The organism is Cohnella herbarum (assembly GCF_012849095.1).
GTDB classification, from domain to species: Bacteria; Bacillota; Bacilli; order Paenibacillales; family Paenibacillaceae; genus Cohnella; species Cohnella herbarum.
Genome location: NZ_CP051680.1, coordinates 1,549,351 through 1,568,728, shown reverse-complemented (window position 1 = coordinate 1,568,728; position 19,378 = coordinate 1,549,351). Strand labels below are relative to the sequence as shown.

The following is a 19,378-nucleotide window of genomic DNA, read 5'->3' as shown; positions in this document are numbered from 1 at the left end:
AATCGTTAGGAGAGTGTAGTATGTCCGCATTTTTAGAAAAGAAGGGATCATTTGCAGTTATCGGAAAGTTAGGACAGGGCTTTGCAGCCGACAGCCAAGATTGGATTTATCCCCTTTGGCAAGAAGCAAATAATAACTTTGAAGAGATTCGGACATTAGCAAAGACTGATGCGGAAGGTAATATCGTTGGGCTTTGGGGGGCGATGAGTGACTTATCCGAGAGCTTTAAACGTTGGACAGATCAGGGTAAATATTTAGCTGGATGTGAAGTGTTGGAGAACTCGATTGCTCCAATTGGATGGACAAAATGGATAGTTCCTTCATATAAATTTGCAGTAATGAAATGCAGTCAAAGTACATATCAAGAGATATTCAATTATATGATCAATGATTATTTACCAACTAACCAATATACAATTGTTGGAGCAATACATGAATTCTACAACCCAGTAGAAGCAAACGAGGAACTTTATTTATATTTTCCTATTGAAGAACGAGACATCAAGTAATTCAATGAGATTCAGCATAATCGTAGAAGGCAAGTCCATTGGATAAACCATATTCACGCTGCGCGACTGTCGCCGCTTGGTCTGCAGAAGTGATTACTTAGAAACGGAATCAGAAGACAACCCTGCACTGTGTTTAAGTCCGTTGGACCCGCTCGCTATCGCTTACTTAATCCAGTGAGGGTTCGTGAATACAAGAAAGCTAGCTGAAACAATGCCAAGAGAAGGAGAGATTAATATGAAAGTTAGCCCAAAACATTTATTTTTACTGTTTTTAGCAACCACTTCAATAATTATTGGAATAGTTTTCATTTTGAATAGTACGAATTGGGGCTTCCATTCTGCTGAGCGATTCTTAGGAAATCGTGGTGGAATGGATACAAACCAATTTAACATTATTATCAAGAGTAAAATAGAATCATATGAATATCTAGGAGCAATTTTAACATTATTGGGTGGAATGTTCTTGTTATTTACTATCTTGAGTAAGGACTTCTTAATTGAAGAGATTAACAATGGAAATAAAGAAGTTAAAGACAGTGCAGAGACTGAATAATTTGAGTGATTTTCATAGAAGAAGGGTAAGAAGGAAGCACAATCACAGTATTATAGGGATTTTTGGAGATTGAATGGCAAGCTTATAGATAACTTTAAAATAAGTTTACATACGAACAAACATTCGTTATTATTTTAATTGGGTATCTATTCCTTTTGTGGAGGTTTCTTTATGGGGAGAGTAGTTTTATTTGACTTAAGTAGTCAAGATCCTGAACGTGCAGCGGCATTTTATTCTTCGGTGTTTGGATGGAAGATTTCAGAACCCAATTGGGGGTACTATCCCGTGACAACTGGCGATGATAATCAACCAGGAATTCATGGCGGCATTTCTAAAGGACCGAGTGATTTTCCTCATGGCACAAGAATTCAAATCGAGGTAGATGATATCGAAGAATCTATTAAGAAGTCAGTTGAATTAGGAGCTCAGATTGTAAGAGATAAGATGGAATTTGATAATTTCTATTTAGCATATTTAGTTGACCCTGTAGGCAACGGAATTGGATTAATTCAGAATAAGTAATGGATTAACTTTAGAGGAGATCTGCAAAGCAGATTCTCCTTTTTTCTTAGATAGCATGGAAGTGGAATTAGCCGGACACATAAAATCAAATAAAGCAGGAGTTGGTTATGTGCGAGTAGTCGAACTCAATGAAAAGAAGTTAGTTGGAATAAGAGTAATTTGTCCAGGTGATCAATATGTCAATGAAATCCCCAAGGCTTCTCTTAAACTTAAAGAAAGACTGAACGAGATTAATGACGCTGTAAATCCAACAAGACTTGTAGGGGCATTTGTCGTTGATGATTTTTCCGAAGAGGAGGATGGTTACTGGGTATGTATTGAGGTAAAAGAAATTAATAAAGTTCCTGAGGGAATGGTTTCTTTAGTAGTTCCTAAACAAAAGTATGCAGTTATAAGGCATAAGGGACCCAATCATGAAATTAGAAACACATATGAAAAGCTACATAAATGGATAGAAGAAAATAGACTTGAAAGATTACAAAGATCCTGGCATCTGGAGATATCTGATGAATGGGGATCTAATGAAATAGAAGATATTGAAATAGACTTGTATGACACAATTATATAGAATCTGAGAGTTGTTTAGAGAAAGCCCATCTAAGAATCGCAAAGGGTTCCTTCGGAATACAAGAACGCTATTTATTTTAGATTCATTCTAGAATAAGAGAATTATAAGTATGACTAGCTGGATGCCATTTTAAGTATTCACAAAACGGAATCCGACGAAATTAAATAGATAAAACATAAGGCTGGGAGAGGATCATGTTGTCAGGGACAAGTAAAAGGCTGCTTACAACAATGTTTATCGTAGCCTTTATATGTATGTCTTTCGCAAGTCCGTATCATGCTCGAGCTGCAAGTAGTTCGAATTTGGTCATTGCGAGTGTCATTCAACATCCGTATTTAACGATTCAGGTCATGAGCCAGAAGAAACGGATTGCGCTTCGTCCCGGAATGACCAAGGTACAGATTGACCGGTTGCTTGGAAAGCCGAACGAAGTGGAAAGTGCTGATTTTAAAGGCTATTCTTACGGTTCTACTCCCACTGTGCTCGTTGGCTATTTAAATGGAAAGGCGGCATCCATCTTTGCGACAGGATATGAGACATCATTAAATGGTCAATACAAATTTGGATCCCCATGGAAAAAGGTTTTGTCAAAGATCGGCCAACCGTCCTTAAAAACAGACCGGAATGGTGATTACGTATTTCAGATGGTAAACGGAAAGCTGAAGCAGATTTACGGGAAAGCCATTCAAGACGGAAAAGGCAGAACAGATGTATATACGTTAAGATTTGGGATCAGCCCATCTGACAATGTTTCTGGGATAAAAGTTGTACAGGCCGCTTTTACCCAATTTATGGAAGAACGGTACACCGAACCTGTTCCTAACAAGCCGACTTTTGCCGAGGAGGAAATAACCGGGATTAACGACAGAGATGATAAACGGATTTCGCTGGGCATGTCACGAAAAGAGGTGGAGGCATTATACGGAAAACCGGATAGTCCCCTTAATTACTCCTCCGTTGTCATGGACTCGTACGATTCATTCTCCGTTTATTATCGTGAGGATCTCGTAGCGGCAATTTTAGTTGTTCCTTCATTGGATTCGCTGGTTGCAACTAATAAAGGGTTGAGCATGCCGACTGATCGAAAAGAAGTGCTTCGCATTTATGGGGATCCCACTTACAATGATTCTTTGAGTCTTAATTACAACTTTAAGTGGATTGAAGACAGGTTGCAATCCATGAATATGTTTGAAGCAACGGATCGGAACAATTGGCAAAATTCGATATATTTGCTTAGCTTCATAGCAAACGAATTAAATCCTGATCGTATCGAGTATTTCATTTTAAGCGATTCAGAATTTCGTTTTGATCAATTCAATATATCAAAGCCTGTCCAATGAAATGAGGAGGCAACAATGGACAAACAGAAACTCATCCGTAAATTCGATAACCAATCCCAAATTTACGAAATGAGGAGGAAGAAGCAGTCCGAAAGGAAATGGCGGGAGAAATTGATCGGGAGTGCGAAGGGGAAGGTTCTCGAGGTAGCAGTCGGGGCCGGAGCGAATTTTTGCTTTTACCCCAAAGACGTGGATGTGACTGCTGTCGATTTCAGCGCTGCTATGTTGTCCAAGGCGCAAGAGTCCGCTGCGGCTAGCCAAGTTCGGGCCACATTCATTCAATCCGATATTGAATCGATTTCGTTTCCGGATAACTCATTCGATACGATCGTCTCGACATTATCCTTTTGCGGTTACGAATATCCGGTTAAAGTGTTGGAATCCTTTAGCAGGTGGTGCAAGCCGGGCGGTCAGATTTTACTAATGGAGCATGGTCTCAGCTCGAACCGATGGATCGGCAGCACCCAAAAGATCATCGAACCGTTATTTCAACGTGTTGTCGGCTGCCATCTGAATCGTAATATGATCAATATTTTTCAACAGTCCCGGATTCATATTCACCATATGGAACGCTACAAGTTTAATATTTTTCATTTGGTGTGGGCGTCGCCAAACAAAGAATAAATGAAAGGAGGACGAGCTAGGATGCTATACGATTTACAAGGCGAAGCTGGAATGTCGCCGATTGTTGAAAGATTCATGTTCGCGGTTATCGGATGCTGATCTAGATAAAGTTGTCACTTTTGGTCATGAAAATGAAAAGAAAGCCACTATCCGCTGGGGTATATGGCATATGGCAGACCATAGTCGCTATCATCAAGCTCATATTAATCAGCTTAGAAGGTGGTTTAGTTCCGGCGTGGGAAATATTGGTTGAAAATTGCTCGAAAGGATATTACGATAAGTAATAAATCGGTGTAAGAGAGGGCGACTTATGTCTCGACAAGATACGAAAGATATTCGTAGTGACCTTATTGCCCTTCTCCTATGCGTATGCATTATTGGAGGCGTCGCGCTTAGCACATCTATCCCTTCAAATGCTTACGCTAACCTGTTACATCGTTCTTCCGCACCCTTGCTGGATTTACCCGATGCGAGCGCGATGCTACACGAAATCATAACGAATTACGATGATAGCGGTTATATAAGTAGCGTCAACAGCCAATCCCCCTACCATTTCGTAACGGAGGAAACAATAAATGATTATTGATAAAATCGTCCAAGCTCATTCGCGACAAGAATGGCGAAATTGGCTAAGCGATAATCACGATTCAGAAGATTATTGTTGGGCAGTAACTGCAAATCATGATCCCGTAAGTTATTTAGATTTAGTTGAAGAAGCTTTGTGTTTTGGTTGGATTGATAGTACAAAAAAGAGGATAGATAACACCCAAACCGCGCAACGGTTTTCACCTAGAAGTAAAAGAAGTAACTGGACAGAGCTCAACAAAGAACGAGTCCGGCGATTAGCTAAACTAGGTATGATGACTGAAGCAGGAAATCGCGTGTTGCCCGATATGAAAGTGGAATCTTTCGTTATTCAAGATGATATTTTAGCGCAATTACGTGAGGATGAAACGCTATATCGTCATTTTCAGGCCATGCCGGACCTATATGTGAGAATCAAAATCGACAATATCCAGTCGGTCCGGAACGATGCAAAGTTATTTCAAAATCGATTGACAAAGTTCATCGAACAAACCCGTATTAATAAAATGTATGGTCAATGGAATGATGATGGTCGCCTCTTAGAATATTAAATCTATAGTAGCCGGAGGCTGTCCCTCAAGTCATGAAGATGACGAGGGGATAGCTTTTTTACATTGCGATAAACAAACGGTGATAAAATGGGGATATTAGAATTGGAGATCAGGGTGGAGGTAAAGTAATACTCATGAATAAGCTTAAGTCATTGGCAGAAGTCGTCTGGGTTTCTACTCTACTCGGATTAACGTCATTTGGAGGCCCCATTGCTCACCTTGGTTATTTTCACAACGTATATGTAAAACGAAGAAAGTGGATAGATGAGAGAAGTTACGCCGATTTAGTAGCTCTTTGTCAGTTTTTGCCTGGACCTGCAAGCAGCCAAGTCGGTATAGGCATAGGAACCATGCGCGCGGGGTTATTAGGAGGCGTTGCCGCTTGGATCGGGTTCACACTTCCGTCATTCCTAGCGCTCGTACTCTTTGCATTTACGATGAAAGGATTAGATATCGGCGCAACGGGATGGATTCATGGTCTGAAAATAGTAGCCGTAGCCATTGTCGCTCATGCCATACTTGGTATGGCGCAAAAATTAATACCTGACCGTAATCGAGCAACAATAGCCATTGCAGCGACTGTAATCGCTTTATTGTGGCAAACTTCGCTTAGCCAAATTTCGATTATTTTCCTTGCCGCTATTGCGGGTTTATTTCTCTACAGAAAATCAACGGTTACCGATTTGTCAGAAATTCAAGTGACCATTAAACGAGATATAGCCGTCGCCTGTTTGGTTGTTTTTTTCGGATTGTTATTCTTGCTACCCGCAATAAGAGAGTTAACGTCTTCTCATTGGATTGTGATGTTTGATAGCTTTTACCGGGCAGGTTCTCTTGTATTTGGGGGAGGACATGTCGTTCTTCCGCTCCTGGAGAGGGAAGTCGTAACAACGGGATGGATATCAAGCGAAGAGTTCCTTTCCGGATACGGCGTTACCCAAGCTGTACCTGGTCCCTTATTTACTTTTGCAGCTTATATAGGGACCATTATGAATGGTTGGCTGGGAGCAATAGTAGCTACTGTGGCAATCTTTCTGCCGGCTTTTCTATTGGTCATTGGGGTATTGCCGTTCTGGGATTCCTTACGAAGAAAACCTAAAGTACAAGGCGCTCTCCTAGGGATAAATGCGGCAGTGGTAGGTATTCTAGTTGCAGCATTTTATAACCCGATTTGGACGAGTTCAATATTAGCTCCAGCGGATTTCGCTTTGGCGGCTATATTATTCGGCATGCTTGCTTATTGGAAAACTCCGTCCTGGGTAGTGGTGATCACGGGTGCATTAGGTGGAGTAGCCATTAGCTATTTTCAACTGGTCTAACGAATTACGGGATGTACTCTAATCTTTATAGCCATGTCAGCTTCAGCGTGTGCAGATAGTCGAATAATGCTTCTTGAAAAGTTGCCAAGTCCGAAGATGCTGAACGAATCAGCTTATCGACTTGAATGGAGGTTTGACCGGCGTAGGGAGCTTGCCATCGTCTGTAGTTTCGATTCCAGAATAATCGTGAGACAGCGGATTGAAATGATTTGGTCATTTCGCTATTATTGCAGAGCATAATGAATCGTTGAAGCAGCTCGTATTCAAACACGATAAGTTCATTAAGATCATCTTGCCTAGTCGTAATCAAGAGTTGATAAGCTTCCAGCCTGTTGTTCGACAAGTCGCCTATTTCATCTTGTTTGGACTTCCATGATCCACTTACGGAGAACAGCACCATAGATGCGATGATCTCTAGCAAGTCGCTGACTCTCTGGGAAGAAGAGTCTAGGATCAGGATGCCGTGTTTGGACGCGATTCGGACATATCCTTCTAGCTCGAGCTGCTGAAGGGCAGCCCGAATTGGGGTTCGGCTCATATCAAGCATCTTGCTGAGTTGGACTTCCGAGGTTACCGAACCTTTAGGAAAATCTCCGCTTTCGATCCAGTCCAAAATTTGTGCATACGCCTGTTGACGCAAAGATAGATTTCCCATTCGTCTGTTCCCTCTCTATCGGGTCTCTTGGATAACGAGTATGATAATCATAGAACAAGAAGCGCAAGAAAGGAAGATCGAGGGATGTCCTTTACGGGAATGACGCTTAGAGATACCGCCTTTCAGAAAATAAAGATGAGCATAGTGAACGGGGAGTGGGAAGGAGGTACGTTTCTTTCGGAAAAATGGCTAAGCGAGCATCTGCAGATGAGCAAGACACCCATCCGTTCGGCGTTGGATCGGCTTGAGATGATGGGGCTAGTAAAGCTTATGCCTAATCAGGGGTTCGTCGTTCAGGAAATTTCGCTTAAGAAGATTATGGATATCTATGAATTGCGGTTATCGCTGGAGACATTCGCGGTAAGTCATTTGACCGGCAAAATGGATCGGGATTTCTTCGCTAAGCTCGATGCAAATCTGGTTAAGCAAGCCGAAGCCGTTAAACAGGAGGATATCGTAGGCTACGTGGAGTTGGACCGCGAATTTCACGAGGTGATCATAGCTGGATTGTCCAATGAGGAATACGCGGACGCGATGTCGAGAATACAAGATAAGTTCTTGATGGCTGTGCGGACGACCTTCTATAAGAATAAGAAACGGTTGTGGGGCAGCCTGAACGAGCATAAGCAAATTCGCGATGCGCTCGAAGGCGAAGACGCGGCGTGGACGGTGCAGCTGATCAGAAATCATATCGAGTTCGTGAAACAAATCATGCTTTGATGTATACAAGTGAGACATCTTGAGCGTCTAATAGGTTCATGTTACGTTTAGTTCATTCCTATAATACTGGAGGTTACGTAACATGAAGATTACCGATGTTCGCACTTATATCGTAGGAAACCCTTGGAAAAATTGGTTGTTCGTCCAGGTGGATACGGATGAAGGCTTTACCGGATTGGGCGAAGGCACTCTGAACGGGCTCGCTAAGACGGTTGAGGCGGCCATACACGAGTTGAAGCATTTGGTGCTCGGGATGGATCCGTTCGACGTGGAAACGATTTCGCTTAAAATGATTCGAGATGTTTATTCAGACGGCGGCCAAGTTCAAGGCTCCGCCCTTGCCGCCATCGAAACGGCGTGCTGGGACATCATGGGCAAAGTCACCGGTCAACCCCTGTACAAGCTACTCGGCGGCAGGTGTCATGACAAGCTTCGTTGTTATGCGAATGGTTGGTATCGCGGCGGCGCGGATGAAGATAGCTTCTACAACCAAGCGAAGGAGGTCGTCGACAAGGGCTATACCGCTTTGAAGTTCGATCCCTTCGGACCGGCGTGGCGAACGGTCGAACGCGCGGACTTTACTCTTGCCGTACGTAATATAGCTGCCGTTAGAGAAGCGGTAGGACCCGATGTCGATATTCTGATCGAAGGCCACAATCGCTTTAGCGTGCATACGGCGTTACAATTCGCGGATGCCATGGCTCCATATAGCCCGACCTGGTTCGAGGCGCCTGTACCTCCTTATCGCGTTTCGTCGGTTATCGAAGTGGCCAAACGAAGCCCGGTTCCGATTGCATGCGGAGAAGATTATTACAACCGCGAGCAATTCGCGGAATTGCTGAAACATGATGCCGTTCACATTATCCAACTAGAACCGCAGTTCCTGGGCCTAAGCGCATCGAAACAAATATGCGGGATGGTCCATGCGCATAATGGCGTGACGGCTCCTCATAGCGCTCAAGGGCCGATCTGTTCGATCGTCTGCTCGCATTTGAACATGGCTACGCCGAACTTCTTCCTGCATGAAATTTTCGACGACTTCAACCACTCGTGGGCGCAGGATATTTTCTCCCCTCCCTTTAAGGTAGTGGACGGTTATTTGCAACCGCCGGAACGCCCAGGCCTTGGCGTAGAGTTTAATCTGGAGGAAGCATCCAAGTATCCGTACGATCCGGGACACTGGCTGCCGTTGTTCAAACAAGGCTGGGAGAAGCGGGAAAAGGTCGAATAGGGGGCAAAGATCATGAGCATGAAGGCATTGGTGTACGAGGGACCGCGAACGATGAACATGCGGGAAGTTCCGCGACCGGAAGTAAAGCCGGATGAGATACTCATTCGCGTCAAGAGAGCCGGCATCTGCGGATCCGAGCTTAGCGGCTATCTAGGACATAATTCGTTGCGTAAGCCGCCCCTGATCATGGGGCATGAATTTGCGGGCGTGATCGAGCAGATTGGAGAACATGTGAGCGGCTTCCAACCGGGGGATCGCGTAACGGCAAATCCTCTGATCACTTGCGGAACGTGCGGCTACTGTCGCAACGGACAATCGCAATTATGCGCAGCTAGAAACTTACTGGGTGCTCATAGACCAGGGGCTTTCGCAGAGTACGTTGCGGTTCCGGCGCGAAACGCGTACCGATTGGAAGATCGACTATCGTTCGAAGAAGGCGCTTTGGCAGAGCCGTTCGCCTGTGCAATCCATATCTGCCGTTTGTTGCAATTAAAGCCGACGGATCGGATTCTGATCTATGGCGCGGGGCCGATCGGTATATTCACGCTCCTGGCGGCGAAAGAGTACGGAATCAGGGATGCGGTCATCGTAGACTTGAACGAAGCTAGACTTGAGATCGCGAGGGAACTCGGCGGAATCGCGGTTAAGGATCTACCGGACGGGAACGGGTTCGATGCCGTCATCGACGCTGTCGGAGCTGAAGTGACGAGGCAGAACAGCGTTAAGGCAACGCGCGCGGGAGGCAAAGTCGTCTTCACGGGATTGCATGAAGCGGATAGTAAGCTCCCGATCAACGATATGATCCGTAACGAGATCAGTACGAAAGGCGCATTCGCCTATTCGCAGGAAGACTTCGAGACGGCGATATTATGGATCGGACAAGGAAGAATCGATATTCTTCCTTGGGTAGAGACAGCTCCGATAGTTGACGGAGGAGCTTGCTTCGAGCGGTTGATAGGCGGACCGGGAAAAGTAGCTAAAATCTTTCTAAGCTTGGAACAGGAGGAGTATTAACGATGAAGCTTTTGCAATTCTATCACCTGCAAGATGAAGCGCGTAAACTCCAGGTCGGCCTACTCAAGGGAGATTCTACGGTCGTCGCGCTTAGTACCGCAGGAACGGTGCGCGATGTTATTCGTGAATCCGACATCTATTCCTTGCAGGAAGGAGCTTCCTATCGACTCGATGAAGTGAAGCTTTTATCCCCGTTAACCGATCCGGAGAAAATCATCTGCATCGGGCTTAATTATCATGATCATGTGATCGAATCGAATATGCAGGTTCCTAAGGTGCCGGTGTTGTTCCCTAAGTATAACAACTGCCTGACCGGCCATGACGATGAAGTCGTCATTCCGGCCGAAGTCTCTCAATGCGATTATGAAGTCGAGCTAGCGGTCGTCATCGGCAAGACGGCGAAGCGCGTACCTTTGGAATCCGCAATGGATTATGTATTCGGTTATACGGTTCTGAACGATGTTAGCGCAAGGGATATTCAATTGAACGAGCCGCAATGGACTCGCGGCAAGGCGATCGATGGTTTCGCTCCGATGGGACCTTGGATCGTCACCGCAGACGAGATTGAGAATCCAGGCAATCTGAGCATTTCGCTCAAGTTAAACGGCGAAACGATGCAAAATTCAAATACGAAGGAATTGATCTTCAACATTCCTTACCTGGTCTCGTTTCTCTCCAACACGATTACGCTTCAGCCGGGCGATATCATCAGCACAGGCACCCCTCCGGGCGTAGGAATGGGGAGGAAGCCGCAAGTGTGGTTGAAGCCCGGCGACGTCGTGGAAGCGACGATTGAAGGCATCGGGACGTTGCGGAATACATTCGTGGCCGATCAATTCTAAACATTATGAGGTGTACCATGGGCTGGGAAGATAAAGTCGTTATCGTTACTGGCGGTGGCGGCGGGATCGGCCGCTCGATCGCGCACAAGTTTGCCGGCGCAGGCGCCGCGGTCGTTATCGTAGGCCGTACGCTTAGCAAAGTAGAGACCGTGGCCAATGAAATTACGGAAATGGGTTATCGCGCAGTTGCGATGGCGGCAGACGTAGCGGCCGAAGATGACGTGAAGCGGATTGTCCAGGAAACGCTGAAACAGTTCGGAAGAATAGATGTTATGGTGAACAACGCGGCGGTTTGTCCGCAAGTTCGATTAACGGATATGAGTCTGGACGAATGGAACGGCGTGATAACGAACAATCTGACTTCCGTATTCTTATTCTGTCGGGGAGTCATTCCGTCCATGTTAGAGCAGGGGGGCGGGGTGATCGTGAACGTTAGCTCCGTTCATGCGGTTGCGACGCTCGATGGCTATTCTGCCTATTCCGCTTCCAAAGCCGGAATCGTAGGGTTAACGCGAGCCATCGCTCTTGATTATGCCAAGCAAAATATTCGCGCCAATACGGTACTGCCCGGCGCGGTTCGAACGCCGATGCTGGAGAGCAGCGTGAGAAACTTGGATACGCCCCGAGAAGAAATCATGAAACAATGGGATGAGTCGCAACCCATCGGTCGGATCGGACAGCCGGAAGAGATTGCGGCGGTCGTCATGTTCGCCGCAAGCCCGGACAATTCGTTCATGACGGGAGCGACGTTAGTGGCGGATGGCGGAATGACGGCCGAATTATAAAGGTAAACGAAGATGACGCAGGTAAACTCCTGCGTTGTTTTTTTGCTCAAATCGCCGCACCATAGACGATAGACCTCTAGCTTTGTGCAGCCGCAGTTAAAGCCCGAATCTCATTTAGAACTTGTTCATAGTAGGGCTCGTCATGATAATGTTCGCTGAAAATATCCTCGAACCGACTGATATCCGTGTGGTAACGATTTACGATAATGCCTCTATACCAAGGTAGAATAAAGCTGAAGAGAGACCGCATTTTCTCCTCGCGAAGGTTGTCTTCCGTTAGGCCTTTACCAATAAAGTATTTTAAGATCGACTGATAGCTACGAAACACTACTTCGCCGTAATTATAACCGCTTGGTTGATTCCCTTCGAATTGAAACATGCTCCAATTCACGACGCAAAACTTAGGGTTTTTCATCAATATGGCGAATTGAAGATACATTTGGTTGAAGGAGGAATTCAGAAACCGTTCGGGCTGCTCGACTTGATCCAAATCCTCTTTTCGCAAAATCATGCCTGAAATGAAGGTAGACATCATAGTCGCCGTAGCGAGAAACGCTTGAGCACCTTCGGCCGTATACACGCGTCGGTCGTTGTTATACGTATGAATGTGAATAATCCCGCAATCGCGATGGCTTCTCACAATATCGATAAGCGGCATTAGCGTGCCTTCTTCGTAATAATCGTCGTCCCCTTGCATCTTGATGAACGTTCCCCGAGCTTCGCGCATGACGCGATAGATATTCCGGTCTCCACCTATATTCTCGTTATTGCGAGAATATTTCAAGAAGGGATACCGGTCCGCATACCGCTTAACGACATCAGGCGTATCGTCCGTGGAGGCATTGTCCGAAACAAGCACTTCCACGGGAGCGCCAGCTTCTAATTGCGGTAATATCGAATTCAGACAGCGGTCCAAATTGGCCGATCGATTGTAAGTCGGAATGCATATCGAGAGTAGGGGGGGCTTTTGCCTAGGTTTTAATAGGCGATGATCGGAAGCTTCCATCTTTTTGCCCATATCGACCCATCTATCTAGAACCGGCTCGTATATTTGTATGATTTGCGCTGGGGCTCCGCTCACCATGCATTGCTCCGGCACATCCTGTTCGACGACGCTTCCGGGCTGCACGATACTGTAACGACCTATACGGATATTACCGACAATAACAGAGCCTGCACCTATGCGCGCCCCTTTCTCGATAAGCACCTCGCCTGAGGTTTCAATGAACGATTGCGCCTTTACGGGTATGCCGACTTGACGGTAATCATGCTCGGCATCCGAAATATAGACACGGGGTTCAATTATGACGTCACTTTCAAGCTCGATCCGATTTAAAGCACTCATCATAAGTCCCTGTTCGCATATACAGCCATCGCCAATAATGATTTTCGGCTTTGGTCCGATTTCGTTTGCAATGATTTCTAGCGAATAATCACCACGGATCTTTACGTCGCTTCCGATAGATATTTGCTCGGGATGATGGAACTGCCCACTGACATCAAGGAATGACGACTCCCCATAACGATAAAAGGTAGCGGCTATTTGCGGATCTATGGACACCGGCATGCCTGTGCTCCTCTCTGTTGGTCAGGTGCTTTTTAGAATAGAAGCAATGATGCTCAAACCCTCTTCGTAGTAAGGCTCATCTTTGTAATGATCGATGTATATGTCTTCGAACCGGTCCGTATTGCCTTCCATTTTCGTCCTGATAATATGATCGAACCACGGAAGAGCGTATTCAAAGAGAGTTCTTTTCTTTTCTTTAAGAAAGTCGTCCATCGTCAGTCCCCTACCTATGAAATGTTGCAGGATCGACTGGTAGCTATGGAAAATAATCTCGCCAAAATTATATCCTTCGGAAGAGCCGCCTCCGTATGTGAACATACTGCTATTCATTACGCAGAATTTGGGGTTTTCCTCCAGAATCGCATATTGGAGATACAGCTGATTAAACGAAGAGCGCAGAAATAATGCAGGCTCTTTTATTTTCACGAGATCCTCGCGGCGCAAGACGATGGAGCTAATGAAAGTCGCGTATATGGATGTCGCATCCAGATAAGCGCTCATCCCGGTCCCGGTCCATATTCGTCCGTCTCCGTTTCTCACGAAGACCTGAACGATACCGCAATCGCTATGGCTGTGCAGAACATGAAGCAACGCATTTAATGTTCCTTCTACATAGAAATCATCGTCACCCTGCAATTTGACGAATGTACCCTGCGCCAAATTCATAACGCGGAATATGTTCGGGTCCCCGCCGATATTTTCTTCGTTGCGCACGTATTTCATATTCGAATAACGCGAAGCGTAGCGAGTCGCAATTTCCGCCGTTGCGTCCGTAGAAGCATTGTCGGAAACGATTACTTCTATTAATTCATGATCACCGATCTGATCGTAAATGGATTGCAAGCAGTGTTCCAGATGAGGAGCGCGATTAAATGTAGGAAGGCAGATCGAAAGCAGAGGATGTCGGCGTCGTGTTGCAAGAAGCTCGCTCGCATGATCATCTCCGGTGACGGGAACCCAGCTTACGGAAGACGTTTCATACAGTTGAACGATTTCAGCGGGAATCCCCGCTACGACGCAATAGTCGGGGACGTCTCTTACTACGACGCTGTTCGGTTTTACAACGCTGCCCCTGCCAATGCGCACGGCACCTTGCACAATAGCATGAGCACCGATCCAAGCCCCCTCGCAAATATGAACTTCCCCCTCTGTAGAGGAATCACCTAGGTTTGGAAATGGTGCCCCCGTCGGCAGTTTGACGTCCATGTCTACGTGATCGCTGATGTGAACATGGGGGTCGATGAGTACGTTTCGTTCCAGCGTGACTTGGTGCTTGGCGACGATCGTCAGTCCAGGCTGGATACGGCATCCGTCGCCAAGAAGGATAGCCGGCAACTCATTCTCGTCGTTAATTACCTTTAACGTATAAGGCGCGCTTAAAGATACGCCATGTCCGATCGAAATTCGCTCAGGCGTGATGTCCATCCGTCAATTAGCGCCTCCTTCTCCGAAGCTTAAGAGCATCCTATTCAGATGAGGCGATGAATGATCGAAGGGAGGAATAGATTAAACATTTTCGAAGCCCAGCATATATTTAAAAAATGAGCATATCGCTTCGCCCAATATGCGAATTTTCATGCGACTAAGATGGGGCAGGGGGATTCAACACCGATGGAGTTGTCCAAGCAAAATCTTAGAAAACAAATTTTAGAATTAACGGCCGCATTCTATGTGGAGAAGTGGTCTCCGAAGGCGTTTCGACCAGGCGTTGATTATATCCCCGTTAGCGGTAAGGTATTCGATCAAGACGAGGTCGTGCAATTAGTCGACGCGTCCCTCGATTTTAACTTAACGACAGGCCGTTACGCGCTAAAGTTCGAGCGTGAATTCGCCAAGTTCATGAATTGCAGGTATGCGCTCTTGACTAACTCCGGTTCAAGCGCTAACTTGTTAGCTTTAGCAGCGTTAACTTCGCCTCAGCTGGGGGAGCGCAGACTTCGACCGGGGGACGAAGTGATTACGGTAGCCGCCGGGTTCCCTACAACGGTGAATCCGATTGTTCAATACGGTCTTGTTCCCGTCTTTTTAGATGTGGATATTCCTACGTACAATATAGATACTTCGCTCTTGGAAGCCGCAATAAGCCATAAAACGAAAGCCATTGTCATCGCGCATACGCTCGGCAATTCATTCCGCGTCGACGAAGTCAAACGAATCGCCGATCAGTATGGCTTGTGGCTGATTGAAGATACGTGCGATGCCGTTGGGACGATGTATCATGGAAACCGCGTAGGAACGTTCGGAGATCTGGCGACCGTAAGTTTCTACCCGGCGCATCACATTACGATGGGCGAGGGAGGAGCCGTTCTAACCTCATCGCCAAAACTGAAAAAAATAGTAGAATCGTTTCGGGACTGGGGAAGGGATTGCTGGTGCGAACCCGGCAAAGATAACACGTGCGGCAAGAGGTTCGACTGGCAGCATGGAGATCTCCCGCAAGGCTACGATCATAAATATACGTATAGCCACATTGGCTACAACTTGAAAGTAACCGATATGCAAGCGGCAATCGGCGTTGCTCAATTGAATAAGCTTGAAGCGTTCATAATGAAACGAAAGCAAAATTTCGCCTTCTTAAAGGCATCTCTAAAACCGCTAGAAGATGTTCTCATATTACCGGAGGCCACCGAGGGAAGCGATCCAAGTTGGTTTGGGTTTCCAATAACGGTACGGGAAGATGCCCCCCTTACGCGTAATCAACTCGTGCAAGCGCTGGAACAACATCGTATCGGTACCCGGTTGTTATTCGCCGGGAATATCCTCCGTCAGCCTGCTTACAAAGACATGAACTGCCGAATCGTTGGCGAGCTGCGGAACACGGATCGGATTATGAACGATACTTTTTGGATTGGCGTGTATCCGGGACTTAGCTCGGAAATGCTGCAGCACGTTGTCGATGTTTTTTTTACGCTGTTGAAAAGGAGTTCTCATTCATGAAAGTAGTTATTCTAGCCGGAGGGTATGGAACAAGAATCAGCGAGGAAACCCATCTAAAACCGAAACCGATGATTGAAATCGGCGATAGGCCGATGATATGGCATATTATGAACAGTTATTCAAAATACGATTTTAGAGAGTTTATTATTTGTCTCGGTTATAAAGGAAACGCGATTAAACAATATTTCGCGAATTATCATTTATTCGGCTCCGATGTGACGTTCGAGTTCGGGAATGACACCAAGAAGATGACCTTGCATAACCGCGACTTGGACCCTTGGAAAGTCACTCTAGTAGATACGGGTTTAGATACGATGACGGGCGGAAGGTTGAAAAGAATACAGAAGTACGTGGAGAAGGAGCCCTTCATGCTGACTTATGGAGACGGTCTTTCGGATCTGGATATTGGAAAGCTAGTCGATTTCCATCATTCGCATGGGAAAATGGCAACGTTGACCGCGACGCAGCCTATCGGACGATTCGGGGCTTTGCACATTTCCGGCGAGAGTCAGGTGCTAAAAATCGTGGAGAAGCCAAAGGGGGACGGAGGATGGGTCAACGGCGGTTTTTTTGTATTGCAGCCTGAAGTATTTGACTTTATCGAAGGGGATGCGACGGTATGGGAAAAAGAACCGTTGGAGTCTCTGGCCAAATCCGGCGAGCTGATGGCGTACCATCATACCGGTTTTTGGCATCCCATGGACACCCTTCGCGACAAAAACTACCTGGAGGATCTGTGGAAAACGGGAAAAGCCTCCTGGAATAGAAACGGATGAGGAACAATGCCAAGTAACGATTTCTGGTCGCGCAAAAAAGTGTTGATTACCGGACATACGGGATTTAAGGGAAGTTGGCTTAGTTTGTGGCTTCAGTCTTTAGGAGCAGAAGTAACCGGTTACGCGTTGGAACCGATGACCTCGCCGAATTTGCATTCATTATGCAAACTTGAACAAACGATGCGCTCCGTGACGGCAGATATTCGAAATCGAACAGCGTTGCTAGATACTATTCAAGACACGCAACCCGAAGTTATTTTCCACATGGCCGCTCAACCTTTTGTCCGATATTCTTATCAATATCCAGTAGAAACCTTTGAGGTCAACGTGCTTGGAGCCGTTAATCTCCTCGATGCGGCGAGAACGTCGATTAGGGACGGAGTAGGCATTAAAGCCATTATTAATGTGACTACGGACAAGTGTTATGAAAATAAGGAATGGACCTGGGGCTACCGTGAAATCGACAGGCTGGGCGGTTTTGACCCTTATTCCAACAGTAAAGCATGTTCCGAGCTCGTTACCGCTTCTTTTCGAAACAGCTTTTTTCATCATAAGGATTATGCGAATCATGGTCTTAGCGTAGCCACTGCAAGAGCGGGCAATGTGATCGGAGGAGGCGATTGGTCTGAAGATCGACTCGTTCCTAACAGTATGCGGGCTTTATTGTCCGGAAGTAAGCTGGAAGTACGCCATCCTCAGGCTACTCGGCCTTGGCAGCATGTACTAGAGCCGTTGCAGGGCTATTTGCTGTTAGCGCAAAAGATGGTAGAGCGCGGAACGGAATTCGGGGATGCGTGGAATTTCGGACCTATGGATGCGAACTCGAAAAGCGTGGAGTGGTTGGTCCAGACGATCGGAACGCTCTGGGGAGAGTATGACTTCTATGAATTGTCGCAAGGGAGCAATCCCCATGAAGCCGACAATCTTAGTTTGGATAGTTCGAAAGCAAGGCGCGCTTTGGGCTGGGAGCCGGTATGGGACGTGAAGACGGCATTGGAAAAGACGGTGGATTGGTTTCAAGCTTACCGGAAACAAGCCGATATGAAGGCTCTTTGTTTAGAACAATTAGATGCATATTCGCGCGAAAGTGTTAAGCCAACCGATTAGCCGTGGAAAGTAAGCTTTCTGATATTGAGGTGAACAAATGACAACCAGCATCGTGATTTTGACGCATAATCAATTGCCATTAACCGAAAAGTGTTTGAATAGCATTAGGCACCATACGAACGATTATGAACTTATCGTCGTTGATAACGGGTCCACGGACGACACGGTTACTTATCTAAGAAGGCAACCCGATGTTATCGTTCATGAGAACGAAGAGAATCTTGGTTTTGCTAAAGGCTGCAACCAAGGAATCAAGCTGGCAACGGGGGACAACATCCTCTTCTTAAATAACGATACGATCGTAACGATGCATTGGTTAGAAAACATGTTGCGCGTGCTGCATGACAATGAAAGAGTCGGACTGGTCGGTCCCGTTACGAACTACTCAAGCGGACATCAATGCATTCCGGTTACTTATAACGACTTGAGCGGGCTCGAACCCTTTGCAAGAAGTCACTGTCAAGAAAATGCAGGGTGTTATACCGACGTGCGTCGTTTGATCGGGTTCTGTCTATTAGCGAAGAGAAGCCTAATAGACGAGATAGGCGGCTTCGATGAACGCTATGAACTTGGGAACTACGAAGACGACGATCTATGTTTACGCGCGTTGCAAGGCGGTTACTTGTTACGGGTCGTTCATGATTCCTTCATCCACCATTTCGGTCATGCGACTATGCTTAATCTAGAAGGTTACAACCTCGCTATGCTCTTGCAACAAAATCGTCGGGAAGCAACGGAAAAGTGGGGCATAGATATTCATCAGCTTATGTATAAACCGGAGCATACGGTTAGTTTCTGCATGGTGTTAAAAAATGCCGAGCTTACTATAGATCAATCTCTTCTTTCCATTCTGGATATTGCCGAGGAGATCGTCATTGTTGATCTGGGCTCCAACGATCAAACGATTAAGATCGCAAAAAATTATACTTCGATTGTATTTAGTTATTCGGGACTGGATGACCCTCTAGGTCCCTATCGATATGCCTTTGATAATGCAACGCAGGAATATGTCGTTTGGCTGAAACAAGATGAAGTTTATGATGCGAAAATGATTAGGAAACTGGCTAGCCTGAAATTTACGATGGATGGCAGCGAGGATAGAGTTTCTCTGACTGATGAACGAAAAATAGAAACTTTCGATGAACCGTATTCCCGTTACCTGTTCAGAAGAGC

Annotated in this window: 19 protein-coding genes and 2 pseudogenes; 18 read left to right on the top strand and 3 right to left on the bottom strand. The window is 46.0% G+C overall.

What is annotated here, in order from left to right; genetic code table 11:
- Positions 1-20: 20 nt before the first annotated feature.
- The 9 genes and pseudogenes from HH215_RS06785 to HH215_RS06745 all read left to right on the top strand — a co-directional run bounded on the left by HH215_RS06785 (position 21) and on the right by HH215_RS06745 (position 6,571).
- On the top strand, positions 21-509 hold the full coding sequence (locus HH215_RS06785) for a GyrI-like domain-containing protein (protein ID WP_169279208.1): 489 nt from the start codon (positions 21-23) through the stop codon (positions 507-509).
- A gap of 184 nt (positions 510-693) precedes the next feature.
- Complete coding sequence (locus tag HH215_RS06780; protein ID WP_169279207.1) at positions 694-1,062, top strand: hypothetical protein; 369 nt, start codon at positions 694-696, stop codon at positions 1,060-1,062.
- Positions 1,063-1,233: 171 nt separating this feature from the next.
- On the top strand, positions 1,234-1,584 hold the full coding sequence (locus HH215_RS06775; protein ID WP_169279206.1) for a VOC family protein: 351 nt from the start codon (positions 1,234-1,236) through the stop codon (positions 1,582-1,584).
- Positions 1,585-1,693: 109 nt separating this feature from the next.
- Entirely contained in the window at positions 1,694-2,152 is a 459-nt protein-coding gene (locus tag HH215_RS06770) for a GyrI-like domain-containing protein (RefSeq protein WP_169279205.1), read from the top strand.
- A 194-nt stretch (positions 2,153-2,346) separates the two neighbouring features.
- Complete coding sequence (locus HH215_RS06765) at positions 2,347-3,492, top strand: hypothetical protein (protein WP_169279204.1); 1,146 nt, start codon at positions 2,347-2,349, stop codon at positions 3,490-3,492.
- Positions 3,493-3,507: 15 nt separating this feature from the next.
- Positions 3,508-4,116: a class I SAM-dependent methyltransferase gene (locus HH215_RS06760; protein ID WP_169279203.1), complete on the top strand. Its 609-nt coding sequence runs from the start codon at positions 3,508-3,510 to the stop codon at positions 4,114-4,116.
- Positions 4,117-4,177: 61 nt separating this feature from the next.
- Positions 4,178-4,369: pseudogene (locus HH215_RS06755) on the top strand (DinB family protein); the annotation flags it as partial.
- 322 nt (positions 4,370-4,691) lie between these two features.
- Positions 4,692-5,252 (top strand): YdeI/OmpD-associated family protein, encoded by a 561-nt coding sequence (locus HH215_RS06750; RefSeq protein WP_169279202.1) that lies wholly within the window; start codon positions 4,692-4,694, stop codon positions 5,250-5,252.
- A 134-nt stretch (positions 5,253-5,386) separates the two neighbouring features.
- Positions 5,387-6,571, top strand: a complete 1,185-nt coding sequence (locus HH215_RS06745) for a chromate transporter (protein WP_169279201.1) — start codon at positions 5,387-5,389, stop codon at positions 6,569-6,571.
- 25 nt (positions 6,572-6,596) lie between these two features.
- On the opposite strand, the gene HH215_RS06740 is transcribed toward HH215_RS06745, so the two are convergent.
- Positions 6,597-7,226, bottom strand: a complete 630-nt coding sequence (locus tag HH215_RS06740; protein ID WP_169279200.1) for a GntR family transcriptional regulator — start codon at positions 7,224-7,226, stop codon at positions 6,597-6,599.
- Between the two features lie 84 nt (positions 7,227-7,310).
- Here HH215_RS06740 and HH215_RS06735 point away from each other — a divergent pair, with 84 nt between their 5' ends.
- The 5 genes from HH215_RS06735 to HH215_RS06715 all read left to right on the top strand — a co-directional run bounded on the left by HH215_RS06735 (position 7,311) and on the right by HH215_RS06715 (position 11,818).
- The gene (locus HH215_RS06735; protein ID WP_169279199.1) at positions 7,311-7,946 is read left to right on the top strand and encodes a GntR family transcriptional regulator; all 636 of its coding nucleotides are present in this window, start codon (positions 7,311-7,313) and stop codon (positions 7,944-7,946) included.
- 82 nt (positions 7,947-8,028) lie between these two features.
- Positions 8,029-9,177, top strand: coding sequence for a mandelate racemase/muconate lactonizing enzyme family protein (locus tag HH215_RS06730; RefSeq protein WP_169279198.1), 1,149 nt, complete (start codon positions 8,029-8,031; stop codon positions 9,175-9,177).
- A 12-nt stretch (positions 9,178-9,189) separates the two neighbouring features.
- Positions 9,190-10,191, top strand: a complete 1,002-nt coding sequence (locus tag HH215_RS06725; RefSeq protein ID WP_254450395.1) for a zinc-dependent alcohol dehydrogenase — start codon at positions 9,190-9,192, stop codon at positions 10,189-10,191.
- Positions 10,192-10,193: 2 nt separating this feature from the next.
- Positions 10,194-11,033, top strand: a complete 840-nt coding sequence (locus HH215_RS06720) for a fumarylacetoacetate hydrolase family protein (RefSeq protein ID WP_169279197.1) — start codon at positions 10,194-10,196, stop codon at positions 11,031-11,033.
- Positions 11,034-11,050: 17 nt separating this feature from the next.
- Positions 11,051-11,818, top strand: a complete 768-nt coding sequence (locus HH215_RS06715; protein ID WP_169279196.1) for an SDR family NAD(P)-dependent oxidoreductase — start codon at positions 11,051-11,053, stop codon at positions 11,816-11,818.
- A 76-nt stretch (positions 11,819-11,894) separates the two neighbouring features.
- Here HH215_RS06715 and HH215_RS06710 read toward each other — a convergent pair whose 3' ends face one another.
- Positions 11,895-13,385 carry a glycosyltransferase gene (locus tag HH215_RS06710; RefSeq protein ID WP_169279195.1) on the bottom strand — a complete coding sequence of 497 codons (1,491 nt, stop codon included), beginning with the start codon at positions 13,383-13,385 and terminating at the stop codon, positions 11,895-11,897.
- A gap of 21 nt (positions 13,386-13,406) precedes the next feature.
- Entirely contained in the window at positions 13,407-14,810 is a 1,404-nt protein-coding gene (locus HH215_RS06705) for a glycosyltransferase (protein ID WP_169279194.1), read from the bottom strand.
- A 186-nt stretch (positions 14,811-14,996) separates the two neighbouring features.
- Between HH215_RS06705 and rfbH the strand changes: the two genes are divergently transcribed.
- From rfbH to HH215_RS36985, 4 genes and pseudogenes are all read left to right on the top strand, one after another.
- Positions 14,997-16,322: a lipopolysaccharide biosynthesis protein RfbH gene (gene rfbH, locus HH215_RS06700; RefSeq protein ID WP_174887606.1), complete on the top strand. Its 1,326-nt coding sequence runs from the start codon at positions 14,997-14,999 to the stop codon at positions 16,320-16,322.
- The gene (gene rfbF / locus HH215_RS06695; RefSeq protein ID WP_169279192.1) at positions 16,319-17,098 is read left to right on the top strand and encodes a glucose-1-phosphate cytidylyltransferase; all 780 of its coding nucleotides are present in this window, start codon (positions 16,319-16,321) and stop codon (positions 17,096-17,098) included. Before rfbH ends, rfbF begins: the two co-directional genes overlap by 4 nt.
- 6 nt (positions 17,099-17,104) lie before the next feature.
- Positions 17,105-18,205 (top strand): CDP-glucose 4,6-dehydratase, encoded by a 1,101-nt coding sequence (rfbG, locus tag HH215_RS06690; RefSeq protein ID WP_169279191.1) that lies wholly within the window; start codon positions 17,105-17,107, stop codon positions 18,203-18,205.
- Between the two features lie 37 nt (positions 18,206-18,242).
- Positions 18,243-19,259, top strand: a pseudogene (locus tag HH215_RS36985) (glycosyltransferase family 2 protein); the annotation flags it as partial.
- Positions 19,260-19,378 lie beyond the last annotated feature (119 nt).